The following is a 16,735-nucleotide window of genomic DNA, read 5'->3' on the forward strand; positions in this document are numbered from 1 at the left end:
CTTACCGACATTTGGTTTACCGACAGCGACAAAGACGGAGGACCTACCGAGATGACGGCACCGGACGAGCAGATCGTCAACGCACTGCGTGCCTCGCTCAAGGAGAACACGCGGCTCCAGCAGGAGAACCAGCGTCTCTCCGAGTCCTCGGCCGAACCCATCGCGATCGTTTCGATGGCCTGTCGGTACGCGGGCGGCATACGCACCCCCGAGGACCTGTGGCGGGTGGTGACCGACGGCACCGACGTCTACACCACCTTCCCCGAGGACCGCGGCTGGGATCTGGAGGGCCTCTACCACCCCGACCCGGACAACCCCGGCACGACGTACGTCCGCGAGGGCGCGTTCCTGCACGACGCCGGCCAATTCGACGCCGCGTTCTTCGGGATATCGCCGCGCGAGGCGCTCGCGATGGACCCTCAGCAGCGGCAGCTCCTCGAGGTCTCCTGGGAGGCCCTCGAACGAGCCGGCATCGACCCGCACTCCGTACGCGGCACTGACATCGGCGTGTTCGCCGGCATGGTCCACCAGGACTACGCGCCCGACCTCAGCGGCCTCGAAGGCTTCCTCAGCCTGGAGCGCGCCCTCGGCACCGCGGGCGGCGTCGCCTCGGGACGGGTCGCCTACACACTCGGCCTCGAAGGCCCCGCCGTCACCGTCGACACCATGTGTTCCTCCTCCATGGTCGCCATCCACCTGGCCGCCCAGGCACTGCGGCGGGGCGAGTGCTCCATGGCCTTGGCCGGCGGCGCCACCGTGATGGCGACCCCCGGCGGGTTCGTCGGCTTCGCCCGGCAGCGCGGCCTCGCCTTCGACGGCCGCTGCAAGTCGTACGCGGCCTGCGCGGACGGCTCCAGCTGGGCCGAAGGCGCAGGTGTGATCCTGCTTGAGCGGCTGTCGGAGGCACGCCGCAACGGACACCGGGTCCTCGCGGTGATCCGCGGCTCCGCCCTCAACCAGGACGGCGCTTCCAACGGCCTGACGGCGCCCAACGGACCCGCGCAGCAGCGCGTCATCCGCAAGGCGCTGGAGAGCGCCGACCTCACCACGGCCGACATCGACATGGTCGAGGGCCACGGCACCGGCACCGTTCTTGGTGACCCGATCGAGGCGCAAGCCCTGATCGCTACGTACGGCCAGGACCGGTCGGAGGACCGGCCGCTGTGGCTCGGCTCGGTCAAGTCGGTGATCGGCCACACCCAGGCCGCCTCCGGCGTGGCCGCGGTGATCAACATGGTGCAGGCGCTGCGGCACGGTGTCATGCCCGCCACCCGGCACGTCGACGCCCCCACCTCGCAGGTGGACTGGACGGCGGGCTCGGTGGAGCTGCTGACGGAGGCCCGCGCGTGGCCAGAGGCGGGCCGGCCGCGCCGGGCCGGTGTGTCTTCGTTCGGTGCCAGCGGTACGAACGCCCACCTGATCCTGGAGCAGGCGCTGGAAGAAGAGCCCGCCGCGGAAACCGCCTCCGGCCCCTCTCCGGCTCCAGCGGTCGACGGCGTGGTGCCGCTGGTGCTGTCGGCGGCCACGGCCGCCTCGCTCACCGGCCAGGCGGAGCGTCTGCTTTCGTTCGTCGAGGCGTCCGGCACGGTCGCGCTCGCCGACGTGGCGGCCGCACTGGCCACCGGCCGGGCGACGCTCGCCGAGCGCGCCGTCGTCATGGCCGACTCGCCCGAGGAGGCCCTGGCGGGCCTGGGCGCGCTGGCGCGCGGCGAAGCCGCACGCGCGGTGGCCGTCGGCAGCGCGTCGACGCCGGGCGGGGCCGGAAAGGTCGTTCTCGTCTTTCCGGGTCAGGGTTCGCAGTGGGCCGGCATGGGTCGCGAACTCCTCGACTCCTCACCGGTGTTCGCGGAGCGGATCGCTGAGTGCGCGGCGGCGCTTGAGCGGTGGGTCGACTGGTCGCTGGTGGATGTGCTGCGAGGGGATGCTCCGGCCGATCTCCTGGAGCGCGTGGATGTGCTGCAGCCTGCGAGCTTCGCTGTGATGATCGGCCTTGCCGCCGTCTGGTCGTCGGTCGGTGTGGTGCCGGATGCGGTGGTCGGTCACTCGCAGGGTGAGATCGCCGCCGCGTGCGTGTCGGGCGCGCTGTCCCTGGAGAACGCCGCCCGCATCGTGGCCGTACGTAGTCAGGTCATCGCCGCAAGTCTGGCGGGCCGTGGCGGTATGGCGTCGGTGGCGCTGTCCGAGGCAGAGGGCGTCGAGCGTCTGGAGCGGTGGGCCGGCCGGATCGAGGTCGCGGCGGTCAACGGTCCAGTGTCAGTGGTGATCGCCGGTGACGCCGAAGCCCTCGACGAGGCCCTCGACGCGCTGGAGGACCAAGGCGTACGCGTGCGCCGCATCGCAGTCGACTATGCCTCGCACACCCGGCATGTCGAAGCCGTCCAGGAGATCCTGAGCGAGGCCTTCGCCGACATCCGCGGCCAGGCTCCTGCCGTGCCATTCTTCTCCACCGTGACCGGCGAGTGGATTCGCGAGGCGGGTGTCCTCGACGGCGGCTACTGGTACCGCAACCTGCGCCGGCAGGTCCGCTTCGGTCCCGCGATCGCCGACCTCCTGGCCGACGGCCACACCGTGTTCGTGGAGTCCAGCGCCCACCCCGTCCTGGTCCAGCCGATCAGCGAGATCGTGGTCGGCGCCGACGCCGACGCCGTCGTGACCGGCTCCCTGCGCCGTGAAGACGGCGGCCCGCGCCGCCTGTTCACCTCAATGGCCGAGCTCTTCGTCCGAGGCGTCCACGTCGACTGGAGCGGCGTCCTTGCGGCCCGAGCCGACGCTGGCCGCATCGACCTCCCGACATACGCCTTCGACCACCAGCACTACTGGATCCAGCTGACCGGCACCGCCGACGACGCCGCCTCGCTCGGCCTGACCGGCACCGACCACCCGCTGCTCGGCGCGGTGGTCCCGCTGCCACAGTCCGACGGTCTGGTCCTCACCTCCCGACTCTCCCTGCGCACCCACCCGTGGCTCGCGGACCACGCCATCGCGGGCGCGGTCGTCGTACCCGGGACCATCTACGTCGATCTGGCGGTCCGAGCCGGCGACGAGTTCGGCTGCGGTGTCCTGGAGGAACTCGTCATCGAGTCACCGCTCGTGCTGCCCGAGCAGGGCGGCGTCCGAATCCAGGTCGCCGTCAGCGGCGCCGGCCCCAACGGCTCGCGCACCGTGGATGTCTACTCCCTCCGCGAGGAGACCTCCGACGAGGCAGGACAGGGGGGATGGACCCGGCATGCCACCGGCCTGCTCTCCAACGCCGCCTGGACCGACGGCACGACGCCCGCCGTCGACTTCGCCGTCTGGCCCCCGGCCGGCGCGCGGCCCGTCGCCATCGACCACTTCTACCCGGATCTGGCCGCCCGCGGATACGCCTACGGTCCGGCCTTCCAAGGCCTGCGCGGCGTGTGGCGGCGCGGCGACGAACTGTTCGCCGAGGCTGTCCTGCCGCCCGAGCAGCGCGAGAACGCCGACCGGTTCGGCATCCACCCCGCCCTGCTCGACGCCGCCCTGCACACCAACGCCTTCGCCAACCCCGACGACGACCGCAGAGTTCTGCCCTTCGCCTGGAACGGTCTCGTCCTGCATGCCCTGGGCGCCTCCGCCCTGCGCGTACGAGTCGCCCCGAGCGGCCCGGACGCGCTCTCGTTCCAGGCCGCCGACGAGACCGGCGACCTCGTCCTGACCATGGACTCGCTGGTATCCCTGCCGGTCACCGCCGAGCAGCTCGGCGCCGGCGCGGCCGGCCGGGAGAGCCGCGACTCGCTGTTCCGGGTGGAGTGGACGCCGCTGCCAGCCCCCGAGGGCGCCGCCGCCCCCGCCTCCTGGGCGCCTGTCGCCACTGTCGACGACGTGATGGCGCTTGCCGCCCGCGAGACCCTGCCGCCGGTCGCCGTCCTCTCGGCGACGTCCGGCGACGGCGAGGACCCGCTCGGCCTCACCACCCGCGTCGTGGCCGTGGTCCAGGCGTGGCTGGCCGCCGCACCTGCCCTGGACGCCGTATCTCTCGTCGTCGTGACCCGGGGTGCGGTGCCCGCGGGCGGCGACGCTGACGTCACGGACCCGGCCGGTGCCGCTGTGTGGGGTCTGGTCCGGGCCGCCCAGGCCGAGAACCCCGATCGCATCGTGCTCGTCGACCTCGACCCCGCCGGCTCCGCCGGAGCGGGTCCCGTCCTGGGGCCCGTGCTGGCCACGGCGGAGCCGCTGGTCGCCGTCCGCGGCACGGCCCTGTCCGCCCCGCGTCTGGTACGCGCGGCCGCCGTCGAGACCGAGCCCGCCGTTGAGACCGAGCCCGCCGCCGTTGAGACCGAGCCCGCCGTCGACGCCGACGCCGGTGCCGAGACCAAGACCGAGAGTGCGTACGCCTTCGCCCCCGGGGGCACCGTCCTGGTTACGGGTGGTACCGGTTCCCTGGGCGTTCTGGTCGCTCGGCACTTGGTCGAGGCGCATGGTGTGCGGCATTTGTTGCTGGTCAGCCGCCGGGGTCCTGGTGCGGGGGGTGTGGCCGAACTGGTCGCGGAGCTTGGTGAGTCGGGTGCGGTGGTGACGGTCTCCGCGTGTGATGTCGCTGATCGGGACGCGGTGGCGGATCTTCTGGCGGCTGTACCTGCCGAGCATCCGCTCACTGGTGTGGTCCACCTCGCCGGTGTGTTGGACGACGGTGTGATTGGCGCGCTGACGCCGGAACGTATCGAGGGAGTCTTCGCCCCGAAGGTCGCGGCCGTCCGTCACCTGGACGAGCTGACCCGTGAACTCGCTCCGCAACTCGCTTCGTTCGCGGTCTTCTCCTCTGCGGCCGCTCTGCTCGGTTCCGCAGGCCAGGGCAGCTATGCTGCTGCCAACTCCTACCTCGACGCGCTCATGGCCCATCGGCGGGCCGCCGGCCTGCCCGGTGTCTCGATGGCCTGGGGCCTGTGGGAGCAGAGCACCGGCCTGACCGCCCACCTCAGCGAGATCGACCAGGCCCGCATGAGCCGCGGCGGCATCCTGCCACTCACCCCCGCCGAGGCCCTCGCCCTGCTCGACACCGGCCTGCGAGCCGAACACACCCTGCTCGTACCGATCAAGCTCGACCTGCGGTCCTTGCGTGCCGACGCGGCCTCCGGCGGCACCGTCCCGCACCTGCTGCGCGGCCTGGTGCGCAGTGGCCGGCGCCTCGCACGCGCCGGCGCAGGCGACAGCAGTGACCTGTTCCGGCGCCTCGCCGGACTGCCCGAGGCCGAACAGGAAGCCGTCCTGCTCGGCATTGTGCAGGCCGAAGCCACCGCGGTCCTCGGCTTCAACGCCGCCGAACTCGCCCAGGGCACACGAGGGTTCAGCGAGATCGGCTTCGACTCGCTCACCGCGGTCGAACTCCGCAACCGGCTCGGCGCCGCCACCGGCGTCAAGCTCCCCGCCACCCTCATCTTCGACTACCCCACCCCGCTGGCACTCGCCCGCTACCTGCGCGAGGAGCTCGGCGACGACACGGCCGGTGCCACCGCCACCGCCACCCCCACCGTCCCCGCCGAGCCCGACGAGCCCATCGCCATCGTCGGCATGGCCTGCCGCCTGCCCGGCGGCGTCGACGACCCCGACAGCCTCTGGCGTCTCGTGGCCGAGGGCCGCGACGGCATGGTGGCCCTCCCGGACGACCGCGGCTGGGACCTCCACGGCCTGTTCGACGCCGACCCCGACAAGCCTGGCACGGCCTACGTCCACAAGGGCGGATTCCTGCACAGCGCCGCCCAGTTCGACCCCGGCTTCTTCGGCATCTCGCCGCGCGAGGCGCTCGCCATGGACCCACAGCAGCGGCTCCTCCTCGAAACCTCGTGGGAGGCCCTGGAGCGGGCCGGCATCGACCCCCTCTCCGCGCGCGGCGACAACATCGGTGTCTTCTCGGGCGTCTCCATCCACGACTACGTCGACTCCCTCAGCAACATGCCCGACGAACTCGAAGGCTTCGTCACGACGGCCACCGCCGGTAGCGTGGCCTCCGGCAGGGTGTCGTACGTGTTCGGCTTCGAGGGCCCCGCGGTGACCGTCGACACGGCCTGCTCCTCGTCCCTCGTCGCCATCCACCTCGCTGCCCAGGCACTGCGTCAGGGTGAATGCTCGCTCGCCCTCGCAGGCGGTGTCGCCGTCATGGGCTCACCGATCGGCCTGCGCGGCATGTCGCGCCAGCGCGGCCTCGCCGCCGACGGCCGGGTCAAGGCGTTCTCGGCCGGTGCCGACGGCACCATCCTGTCCGAGGGCGTCGGCATCGTCGTCCTGGAACGCCTCTCGGAGGCCCGCAGGCGCGGCCACCGGGTGCTCGCCGTCGTCCGCGGCTCGGCCGTGAACCAGGACGGCGCCTCGAACGGCCTGACCGCCCCCAACGGGCCCTCGCAGCAGCGGGTCATCCGCAAGGCGCTCGCCAACGGTGGCCTCGCCGCGGCCGACATCGACGTCGTGGAGGCGCACGGCACCGGCACGGAGCTCGGCGACCCCATCGAGGCGCAGGCCCTGCTCGCCACGTACGGCCGGGACCGGGACCCGGAGCGCCCGCTCTGGCTGGGCTCGCTCAAGTCCAACGTAGGTCACACGCAGGCCGCGGCCGGTGTCTCCGCCGTGATCAAGATGGTGCAGGCGCTCCGACACGGCATCATGCCGCCCACGCTCAACGTGACGGAGCCGACGCCCCAGGTCGACTGGACGGCGGGCGCGGTCGAACTGCTCACCGAGGCCCGCGCTTGGTCGGAGGAGGGCAGGCCGCGCCGCGCCGGTGTCTCAAGTTTCGGCATCAGCGGCACGAACGTGCACCTGATCCTGGAACAGGCACCGGAGGAGCAGCCCGCGGCGCCGGCCGCATCGACCGCCGGAGTGGTTCCGCTGGTTGTGTCCGCCGCCTCGACGGCATCCCTGGCAGGGCAGGCCGCACGCCTCGCCTCGTTCCTTGAGACGGCGGAGACGTCCGAGACCGCGCCGCTGGACGCCGTGGCGGCGACGCTGATGACACGACGGGCGCTGCTCTCCGACCGTGCGGTGGTTGTGGCCGGCTCGCGGGGTGAGGCTGTGGCGGGTCTGGAGGCGCTGGCGCGGGGTGAGTCCCATCCTGGTGTGGTCACTGGCGGATTGTCGCCGGCCGCGGTCGCGGGGCGGACGGTGCTGGTGTTTCCGGGGCAGGGTTCGCAGTGGGCCGGCATGGGTCGCGAACTCCTCGATTCCTCACCGGTGTTCGCGGAGCGGATCGCTGAGTGCGCGGCGGCGTTGGAGCCTTGGGTGGACTGGTCGCTCGTTGATGTGTTGCGGGGGGATGTTCCGGCTGGGGTGTTGGAGCGGGTGAATGTGGTGCAGCCGGCGAGTTTTGCGGTGATGGTGGGTTTGGCGGCGGTGTGGTCGTCGGTGGGTGTGGTGCCGGATGCGGTGGTGGGTCATTCGCAGGGTGAGATAGCGGCGGCGTGTGTGGCGGGTGCGTTGTCGCTTGAGGACGCTGCCCGGATTGTGGCGGTACGCAGTCAGGTCATCGCGGGTGATTTGGCGGGCCTGGGTGGTATGGCGTCGGTGGCGCTGTCCGAGGCTGAGGTGGCCGGGCGTATCGAGCGGTGGGCGGGCCGGGTGGAGGTGGCTGCGGTCAATGGTCCGTCCTCGGTGGTGATCGCCGGTGATGCCGAAGCCCTCGATGAAGCTCTCGATGTCCTTGCCGCGGAGGGTGTGCGGGTGCGCCGGGTGGCGGTGGATTACGCCTCCCACACCCGGCATGTTGAGGCGATCGAGGAGATCCTGGGTGAGGCGTTCGCCGACATCCGTGCTCAGGCCCCGCTGGTTCCTTTCTACTCGACGGTGACGGGCGAGTGGGTAAAGGAGGCGGGTGTCCTCGACGGTGGTTACTGGTACCGCAATCTGCGTGGCCAGGTCCGTTTCGGTCCCGCGATCGCCGACCTCCTGGGTGAGGGTTACTCGGTGTTCGTGGAGTCGAGCGCTCACCCCGTCCTGGTCCAGCCGGTCAGCGAGATCGTGGACGAGGCGGATGACACGGTCTGGTCTCGTGTCGTGGTCGGTGGTTCGCTGCGTCGTGACGATGGCGGCCTGGGCCGGTTGCTGGTCTCGATGGCCGAGCTTTTCGTCCGGGGCGTCCCCGTCGACTGGGCGGGTGTCCTCCCGGCCATTGCCGCCGCCACCCAGGTCGATCTCCCCACGTATGCCTTTGATCACCAGCATTATTGGCTGCGCTCTGCTCCTGTTGTTGATGCTGTTGCGCTTGGTCAGGCGGGTGTTGATCATCCGTTGTTGGGTGCGGTGGTGGCGGTGCCGGAGACCGGTGGTGTCCTGTGTACGTCGCGGTTGTCTCTGCGGACGCATTCCTGGTTGGCCGATCACGCGGTGAGTGGGGTTGTGCTGGTGCCGGGTACGGGTCTGGTGGAGTTGGCGGTTCGTGCTGGTGACGAGGTTGGTTGCGGTGTGGTGGAGGAGTTGGTGATCGAGGCGCCGCTGGTGGTGCCGGAGCGGGGTGGTGTCCGTGTCCAGGTCGCGGTCGGTGGCCTGGAGGAGAACGGTACCCGTGCTGTCACTGTGTACTCGGCGTCTGAGGACACCGCCGGGGATCACGGCAGTGATGTGTGGACCCGTCATGCTACTGGCCGGCTGGGGTCGGTCTTGGCGGGGAGTACGGGTATGGCCGGTTTTGATGTTTCGGTCTGGCCGCCGGTCGGTGCGGAGCGGGTGCCGCTCGATGTCGGTGGGTTTTATGAGGAGATGTTTGGTCGGGGTTATGCGTTTGGTCCGGCGTTTCGGGGGCTGCGTGCGGTGTGGCGGCGGGGTGAGGAGGTTTTTGCGGAAGTCGTCCTGCCTGACGAGCAGCGGGACAATGCTGTCAGGTTCGGTATTCATCCCGCGTTGTTTGATGCTGCTCTGCATGCCAGGGGGCTTGTTCGGCCGGATGAGGTTGCTGGTGGGGTGGGCGGGGCGCGGACTGTGCTGCCGTTTTCTTGGAACGATGTGGTGTTGTATGCGGCTGGTGCTTCGGCGTTGCGGGTGCGGCTGGTGTCTTCCGGGCCGGATGTGCTGTCGTTGCAGGCGGCCGATGAGACCGGTGAACCTGTCCTGAGCATGGACTCGTTGGTGTTCCGGGAGGTCTCCGCCGAGCGGTTGGGGGCGGTGGCCGGTGCGGCGGGCGAGGACGGCTCCCTGTTCCGGGTGGAGTGGGCGCCGCTGCCAGCCTCCGAGGGTGCCGCCGCTCCCGCCTCCTGGGCGCCTCTCGCCACTGTCGACGACGTGATGGCGCTCGCCGCCCGCGAGACTCTGCCGCCGGTCGCCGTCCTCGCGGCGACGTCCGGAGACGGCGAGGACCCGCTCGGCCTGACCACCCGCGTCGTGGCCGTGCTTCAGGCCTGGCTGGTGGCCCCGGCTTTTGAGAGTGGCAAGCTGGTGGTGGTTACCAGGGGTGCGGTGCCGGCTGGTGGGGACGGCGATGTCACCGATCCGGCCGGTGCCGCTGTGTGGGGTCTGCTCCGGGCTGCCCAGAGCGAGAATCCCGACCGGATCGTTCTGCTCGACATTGCCGCCGGTTCCGGCCTTGATGTCACCGGCGTCGAAATGGGGCCGGTCCTCGCCGCTGTGCTCGCTACCGGTGAGTCCCAGGTCGCCGTGCGAGGCACGGTGTTGTCCGTGCCACGCCTGGTCCGTGACACGAGCGGTGCCGCCGTCCCCGACATCTCTGATGTCCCCGCCGTCTTCGACTCCGAGGGGACGGTTCTGGTTACGGGTGGTACCGGTTCTCTGGGCGTTCTGGTCGCTCGGCACTTGGTCGAGGCGCATGGTGTGCGGCATCTGTTGCTGGTCAGCCGCCGCGGTCCTGGTGCGGGGGGTGCGGCCGAACTGGTTGCGGAGCTTGGTGAGTCGGGTGCGGTGGTGACGGTCTCCGCGTGTGATGTCGCCGATCGGGACGCGGTGGCGGCTCTTCTGGCGGGCGTACCTGCCGAGCATCCGCTCACTGGTGTCGTTCACCTCGCTGGTGTGTTGGACGACGGTGTGATTGGCGCGCTGACGCCGGAACGTATCGAGGGAGTCTTCGCCCCGAAGGTCGCCGCCGTCCGTCACCTGGACGAGCTGACCCGTGAACTCGCTCCGCAACTCGCTTCGTTCGCCGTCTTCTCCTCCGCGGCCGCTCTGCTCGGTTCCGCAGGCCAGGGCAGCTACGCCGCTGCCAACTCCTACCTTGACGCGCTCATGGCCCATCGGCGGGCCGCCGGCCTGCCCGGTGTCTCGATGGCCTGGGGCCTGTGGGAGCAGAACACGGGCCTGACCGCCCACCTCAGCGAGATCGACCAGGCCCGCATGAGCCGCGGCGGCATCCTGCCCCTCACCCCCGCAGAGGGGATGGGGTTGTTCGACGTGGCCTTGCGGGTTTCCGCGGCTCTGGTGGTGCCGATCAAGCTGGATTTGCGGAGGTTGCGTGCTGATGCTGTGGCCGGTGGGGGTCTCCCAGGGCTTCTGGGTGGTCTGGTGCATGGCGGACGGCGGCGGGCGCGGGCGGGGGACAGGCAGGCAGGGGCGGGGGATGGTGGTGGCGGTCTTGCTGTCCGGCTTGCGGGGCTTACATCGCAGGAGCAGGAAGCGTTGCTGCTTGATTTTGTGCGTGGTCATGTGGCGATGGTCCTCGGTCATGCTGGGATCGCGAAGGTCGGGGCGGAGACGGCGTTCAAGGACGCCGGGTTCGACTCGCTCACCTCGGTCGAGTTGCGTAACCGTCTTCGTGGGGCCACCGGCCTCAAGCTTGCCGCCACCATCGTCTTCGACTACCCCAACCCGCTCGCCCTCGCCCGCTATCTCCACCGCGAACTCGGGACCACAACGCAATCCGTGGCCGAAACGCATCCGCTGCTGGCTGAACTGAGCAGGCTCGATGCCATCTTGGTCGGGACGCCCGCCGGCGACTCGGTCCGCGCCCAAGTGACAGCCCGGCTTCAGGGCCTTCTGGCCTCCTGGTCGCTGGCGAACGGAACCCCGCCCGCTGAGGAGGAGCTCGACTTCGATGCCGCCTCGGACGACGAACTCTTCGACCTGATCGACACCGAGTTCGGCAACTAGCAACCGCCGACTGTCACAGCCTCTAGGAGCTGAACCCCGATGGCAGATGAAAGCAAGCTTCGCGACTATCTCAAGCGCACCCTCGCAGAGGCACGCCGTTCCCATCAGCGTGTGCTGGAGCTTGAGGCCGAGAAGTTGGAGCCGGTTGCGGTTGTGGGTATGGCGTGCCGTCTGCCCGGTGGTGTGGCGGGTCCGGAGGATTTGTGGCGGCTGGTCAGCGAGGGCCGGGACGGTATGTCCGGTTTCCCGTCCGATCGTGGCTGGGATGTGGAGGGCTCGTTCGACTCCGACCCGGGCCAGGCCGGCACCTCCTATGTGCCCCGGGGTGGGTTCCTGTATGAGGCGGGGGAGTTCGACGCGGGTTTCTTCGGGATCTCGCCGCGTGAGGCGCTGGCGATGGATCCGCAGCAGCGGTTGTTGCTGGAGACCTCGTGGGAGGCGTTGGAACGGGCCGGGATCGACCCGGGGACGTTGAAGGGCCAAGAGGTCGCGGTGTTCTCCGGCGTCATGGAACAGGGGTACGCCTTCAGCGTGACGGAACTGGAAGGGTTTATCGGCACGGGGGCGATGACGAGTGTGGCCTCAGGCCGGGTGTCGTATGTGTTCGGTTTTGAGGGTCCGGCGGTGACGGTCGACGCGGCGTGTTCGTCCTCGCTGGTCGCGATCCATCTGGCGGCGCAGGCGTTGCGGCAGGGGGAGTGCTCGCTGGCGCTGGCGGGCGGGGCCACGGTGATGGCGACGCCGGGGGCGTTCGTGGCGTTCTCGCGCCACGGCGGCCTCGCCGTCGACGGCCGGGTCAAGGCGTTCTCGGATGCCGCGGATGGCACCGGCTGGGCCGAGGGCGTCGGGGTGGTGGTTCTGGAGCGGTTGTCGGAGGCTCGGCGGCGTGGGCATCGGGTGCTCGCGGTGATCCGTGGCAGCGCGGTGAATCAGGACGGCGCGTCGAATGGTCTGACGGCGCCGAATGGTCCGTCGCAGCAGCAGGTGATCCGTAAGGCGCTTGCCAATGCGGGTCTTTCGACGGCGGATGTGGATGTGGTGGAGGGGCACGGCACGGGCACGGTTCTGGGTGATCCGATCGAGGCGCAGGCGCTGATCGCTACGTACGGGCAGGACCGGCCCGAGGACCGGCCGTTGTGGCTGGGTTCGTTGAAGTCGAACATCGGTCATACCCAGGCCGCGGCCGGTGTGGCTGGTGTGATCAAGATGGTGCAGGCGCTGCGGTACGGGGTCATGCCGCCGACGCTGCATGTCGATGCTCCGTCGGCGAAGGTGGACTGGACCGCGGGCGCGGTCGAGCTGCTGACCGAGTCCCGGGAGTGGCCAGAAACCGGTCGGCCGCGCCGTGCTGGTGTGTCGTCCTTCGGTGTCAGTGGGACCAACGCGCACCTGATCCTGGAACAGGCCCCGCAAGAGCAGCCCGCAGTGCCGGAGCCTGTCGGGCCTGGGCCGGCGGGGACCGATGAGGGTGTGGTGCCGCTGGTGGTGTCGGCGAGGAGTGCCGGGTCCCTGGCGGGCCAGGCCGAGCGGTTGACGTCCTTTGTGGAGTCCGGCGAGAAGGTGCCCCTGACGGACGTGGCCGCGGCGTTGGTCGCTCAGCGTGCGGTGTTGTCCCAGCGTGCGGTGGTTGTGGCCGGCTCGCGGGGTGAGGCTGTGGCGGGTCTGGAGGCGCTGGCGCGGGGTGAGTCCCATCCTGGTGTGGTCACTGGCGGATTGTCGCCGGCCTCCGCCTCGGGGCGGACGGTGCTGGTGTTTCCGGGGCAGGGTTCGCAGTGGGCCGGTATGGGTCGCGAACTCCTCGATTCCTCACCGGTGTTCGCGGAGCGGATCGCTGAGTGCGCGGCGGCGTTGGAGCGGTGGGTGGACTGGTCGCTGGTGGATGTGCTGCGAGGGGATGCTCCGGCCGATCTCCTGGAGCGCGTGGATGTGCTGCAGCCTGCGAGCTTCGCTGTGATGATCGGCCTTGCCGCCGTCTGGTCGTCGGTGGGTGTGGTGCCGGATGCGGTGGTCGGTCATTCGCAGGGTGAGATCGCCGCGGCGTGTGTGGCGGGTGCGTTGTCGCTGGAGGATGCTGCTCGCATTGTGGCGGTGCGCAGTCGGGTGATTGCGGGTGATTTGGCGGGTCGTGGTGGTATGGCGTCGGTGGCGCTGTCCGAGGCTGAGGTGGCCGGGTGGCTGGAGCGGTGGGCGGGCCGGGTGGAGGTGGCGGCGGTCAATGGTCCGGCGTCGGTGGTGGTCGCCGGTGATGCCGAAGCCCTCGATGAAGCTCTCGATGTCCTTGCCGCGGAGGGTGTGCGGGTGCGCCGGGTGGCGGTCGACTACGCGTCCCACACCCGGCATGTGGAGGCGATCGAGGACGTACTGACAACCGCCTTCGCCGACATCCGTGCTCAGGCGCCGCTGGTTCCTTTCTACTCGACGGTGACGGGCGAGTGGGTGCGGGAGGCGGATGTCCTGGGCGGTGGTTACTGGTACCGGAACCTGCGTGGCCAAGTCCGTTTCGGTCCCGCGATCGCCGACCTGCTGGCCGGCGGCCACACCGTCTTCGTGGAGTCGAGCGCTCACCCGGTTCTGGTGCAGCCGGTCAGCGAGATCGTCGACCAGGCCGACTCAGAGGCCGTGGTCGGTGGTTCGCTGCGTCGTGAGGAGGGCGGCCTGGGCCGGTTGCTGGTCTCGATGGCCGAACTCTTCGTTCGGGGTGTGGTCGTGAACTGGGCGGCAACGCTGCCGGTTGCTGGTGCTTCACACGTTGAGCTTCCGACGTATGCCTTTGATCACCAGCATTATTGGCTGCGCTCTGCTCCTGTTGTTGACGCTGTTGCGCTTGGTCAGGCGGGTGTTGATCATCCGTTGTTGGGTGCGGTGGTGGCGGTGCCGGAGACCGGTGGTGTCCTGTGTACGTCGCGGTTGTCTCTGCGGACGCATTCCTGGTTGGCCGATCACGCGGTGAGTGGGGTTGTGCTGGTGCCGGGTACGGGTCTGGTGGAGCTGGCGGTTCGTGCTGGTGACGAGGTTGGTTGCGGTGTGGTGGAGGAGTTGGTGATCGAGGCGCCGCTGGTGGTGCCGGAGCGGGGTGGTGTCCGTGTCCAGGTCGCGGTCGGTGGCCTGGAGGAGAACGGTAGCCGTGCTGTCACTGTGTACTCGGCGTCTGAGGACACCGCCGGGGATCACGGCAGTGATGTGTGGACCCGTCATGCTACTGGCCGGCTGGGGTCGGTCTTGGCGGGGAGTACGGGTATGGCCGGCTTTGATGTCTCGGTCTGGCCGCCGGTCGGTGCGGAGCGGGTGCCGCTCGATGTCGGTGGGTTTTATGAGGAGATGTTTGGTCGGGGTTATGCGTTTGGTCCGGCGTTTCGGGGGCTGCGTGCGGTGTGGCGGCGGGGTGAGGAGGTTTTTGCGGAAGTCGTCCTGCCTGACGAGCAGCGGGACAATGCTGTCAGGTTCGGTATTCATCCCGCGTTGTTTGATGCTGCTCTGCATGCCAGGGGGCTTGTTCGGCCGGATGAGGTTGCTGGTGGGGTGGGCGGGTCGCGGACTGTGCTGCCGTTTTCTTGGAACGATGTGGTGTTGTATGCGGCTGGTGCTTCGGCGTTGCGGGTGCGGCTGGTGTCTTCCGGGCCGGATGTGCTGTCGTTGCAGGCGGCCGATGAGACTGGTGAACCTGTCCTGAGCATGGACTCGTTGGTGTTCCGGGAGGTCTCCGCCGAGCGGTTGGGGGCGGTGGCCGGTGCGGCGGGCGAGGACGGCTCCCTGTTCCGGGTGGAGTGGGCCGAACTGCCCGTGTCTGGCCTGGATCCGGAGATGGTGCCGTCGTGGGTACCGGTCGCCACCGCCGAAGATGTGGCCGCCCTGGCCGTCGATGCTCCGGCCGTGGCCGTCCTGGAGGCCTACGGGGACGGGGCTGACGACGCCGATGAGGTGCTCGCCCTGACGGGCAGGGCGCTGGGTGTGCTTCAGGCCTGGCTGGTGGCCCCGGCTTTTGAGAGCGGCAAGCTGGTGGTGGTTACCAGGGGTGCGGTGCCGGCTGGTGGGGACGGCGATGTCACCGATCCGGCCGGTGCCGCTGTGTGGGGTCTGGTCCGGGCTGCCCAGAGCGAGAATCCCGACCGGATCATTCTGCTCGACATTGCTGCCGGTTCCGGCCTTGATGTCACCGGCGTCGAAATGGGGCCGGTCCTCGCTGCTGTGCTCGCTACCGGTGAGTCCCAGGTCGCTGTGCGGGGCACGGTGTTGTCCGTGCCACGTCTGGTCCGTGACACGAGCGGTGCCGCCGTCCCCGACATCTCTGATGTCCCCGCCGTCTTCGACTCCGAGGGGACGGTTCTGGTTACGGGTGGTACGGGTTCGCTGGGTGCGTTGTTGGCCCGGCACCTGGTGGCTGAGCACGGTGTGCGGCATCTGGTTCTGGTCAGCCGGCGTGGTCTGGAGGCCGAGGGGGCGCGGGAGCTGGCCGCCGAACTCGGCGAGTTGGGTGCCGAATCGGTAACTGTGACGGCGTGTGATGTCGCTGACCGGGATGCGGTGGCCGCGCTTCTGGGTTCTGTGTCGGCGCAGCATCCGCTGACCGGTGTTGTCCACACCGCTGGTGTGTTGGACGACGGTGTGATCGGCGCGCTGACGCCGGCACGGTTGGCATATGTGTTCGGGCCGAAGGTGGCGGCCGTCGGACATCTGGACGAGCTGACGCGGGACATGGATCTGTCGGTGTTCGCGGTGTTCTCTTCCGCGTCGGGTTTGATCGGTGCGGCGGGGCAGGGCAATTACGCGGCGGCCAATGCCTATCTCGACGCGGTGGCTCACCGGCGGCGGGCGGCGGGCCTGCCTGCGGTGTCGCTGGCCTGGGGCCTGTGGGAGCAGAGCACCGGATTGACCGCCCACCTGGGTGAGGTCGACCAGGCCCGCATGAGCCGTGGCGGCATCCTGCCTATCGCGCCCGCGGAGGGGATGGGGTTGTTCGACGTGGCTCTGCGGGTTTCCGCGGCTCTGGTGGTGCCGATCAAGCTGGATCTGCGGAGGCTGCGCGCTGATGCTGTGGCCGGTGGGGGTCTTCCAGGGCTTTTGGGTGGTCTGGTGCATGGCGGACGGCGGCGGGTGCGGGCGGGGGACAGGCAGGCAGGGGTGGGGGATGGTGGTGGCGGTCTTGCTGTCCGGCTTGCGGGGCTCACATCGCAGGAGCAGGAAGCGTTGCTGCTTGATTTTGTGCGTGGTCATGTGGCGATGGTTCTTGGTCATGCGGGGATCGCGAAGGTCGGGGCGGAGACGGCGTTCAAGGATGCCGGGTTCGACTCGCTCACCTCGGTCGAGTTGCGTAACCGTCTTCGTGGGGCGACCGGCCTCAAGCTTGCCGCCACCATCGTCTTCGACTACCCCAACCCGCTCGCCCTCGCCCGCTATCTCCACCGCGAAGTGTTCCCCGACGGCGTCACGGCCGGCCCGGACGTGGACGAGGCACGGCTGCGGCGCGGGCTCGCATCGCTCCCACTCGCCCGGGTCCGGGCGGCTGGACTGTTGGACGCCCTGGTCAGGCTGGTTGAACTCAATGACCACGAAACGCCGATCGGCATGGTGGACGACGCCGATGATGAGACCGCGATCGCCGACTTGAACGTCGACGATCTTGTGCAGCTGGCGCTCGGCGACAAGTGACTCTGCGGCACCTGACGGTTGGGGATTTCAAGTGAGTGCTCCTTATGAAAAG

The 16,735-nt window shown here is 69.6% G+C and carries 2 protein-coding genes; both read left to right on the plus strand.

Annotation, left to right across the window (positions count from 1 at the left end; translation table 11 throughout):
- Positions 1–84 precede the first annotated feature (84 nt).
- Positions 85–11,037 (plus strand): type I polyketide synthase, encoded by a 10,953-nt coding sequence (locus tag ACWGDX_RS00560; RefSeq protein ID WP_453621008.1) that lies wholly within the window; start codon positions 85–87, stop codon positions 11,035–11,037.
- Positions 11,038–11,220: 183 nt separating this feature from the next.
- Positions 11,221–16,683, plus strand: a complete 5,463-nt coding sequence (locus tag ACWGDX_RS00565; RefSeq protein WP_453621010.1) for a type I polyketide synthase — start codon at positions 11,221–11,223, stop codon at positions 16,681–16,683.
- Positions 16,684–16,735: the final 52 nt, after the last annotated feature.

Source organism: Streptomyces sp. NPDC055025, from assembly GCF_053608565.1.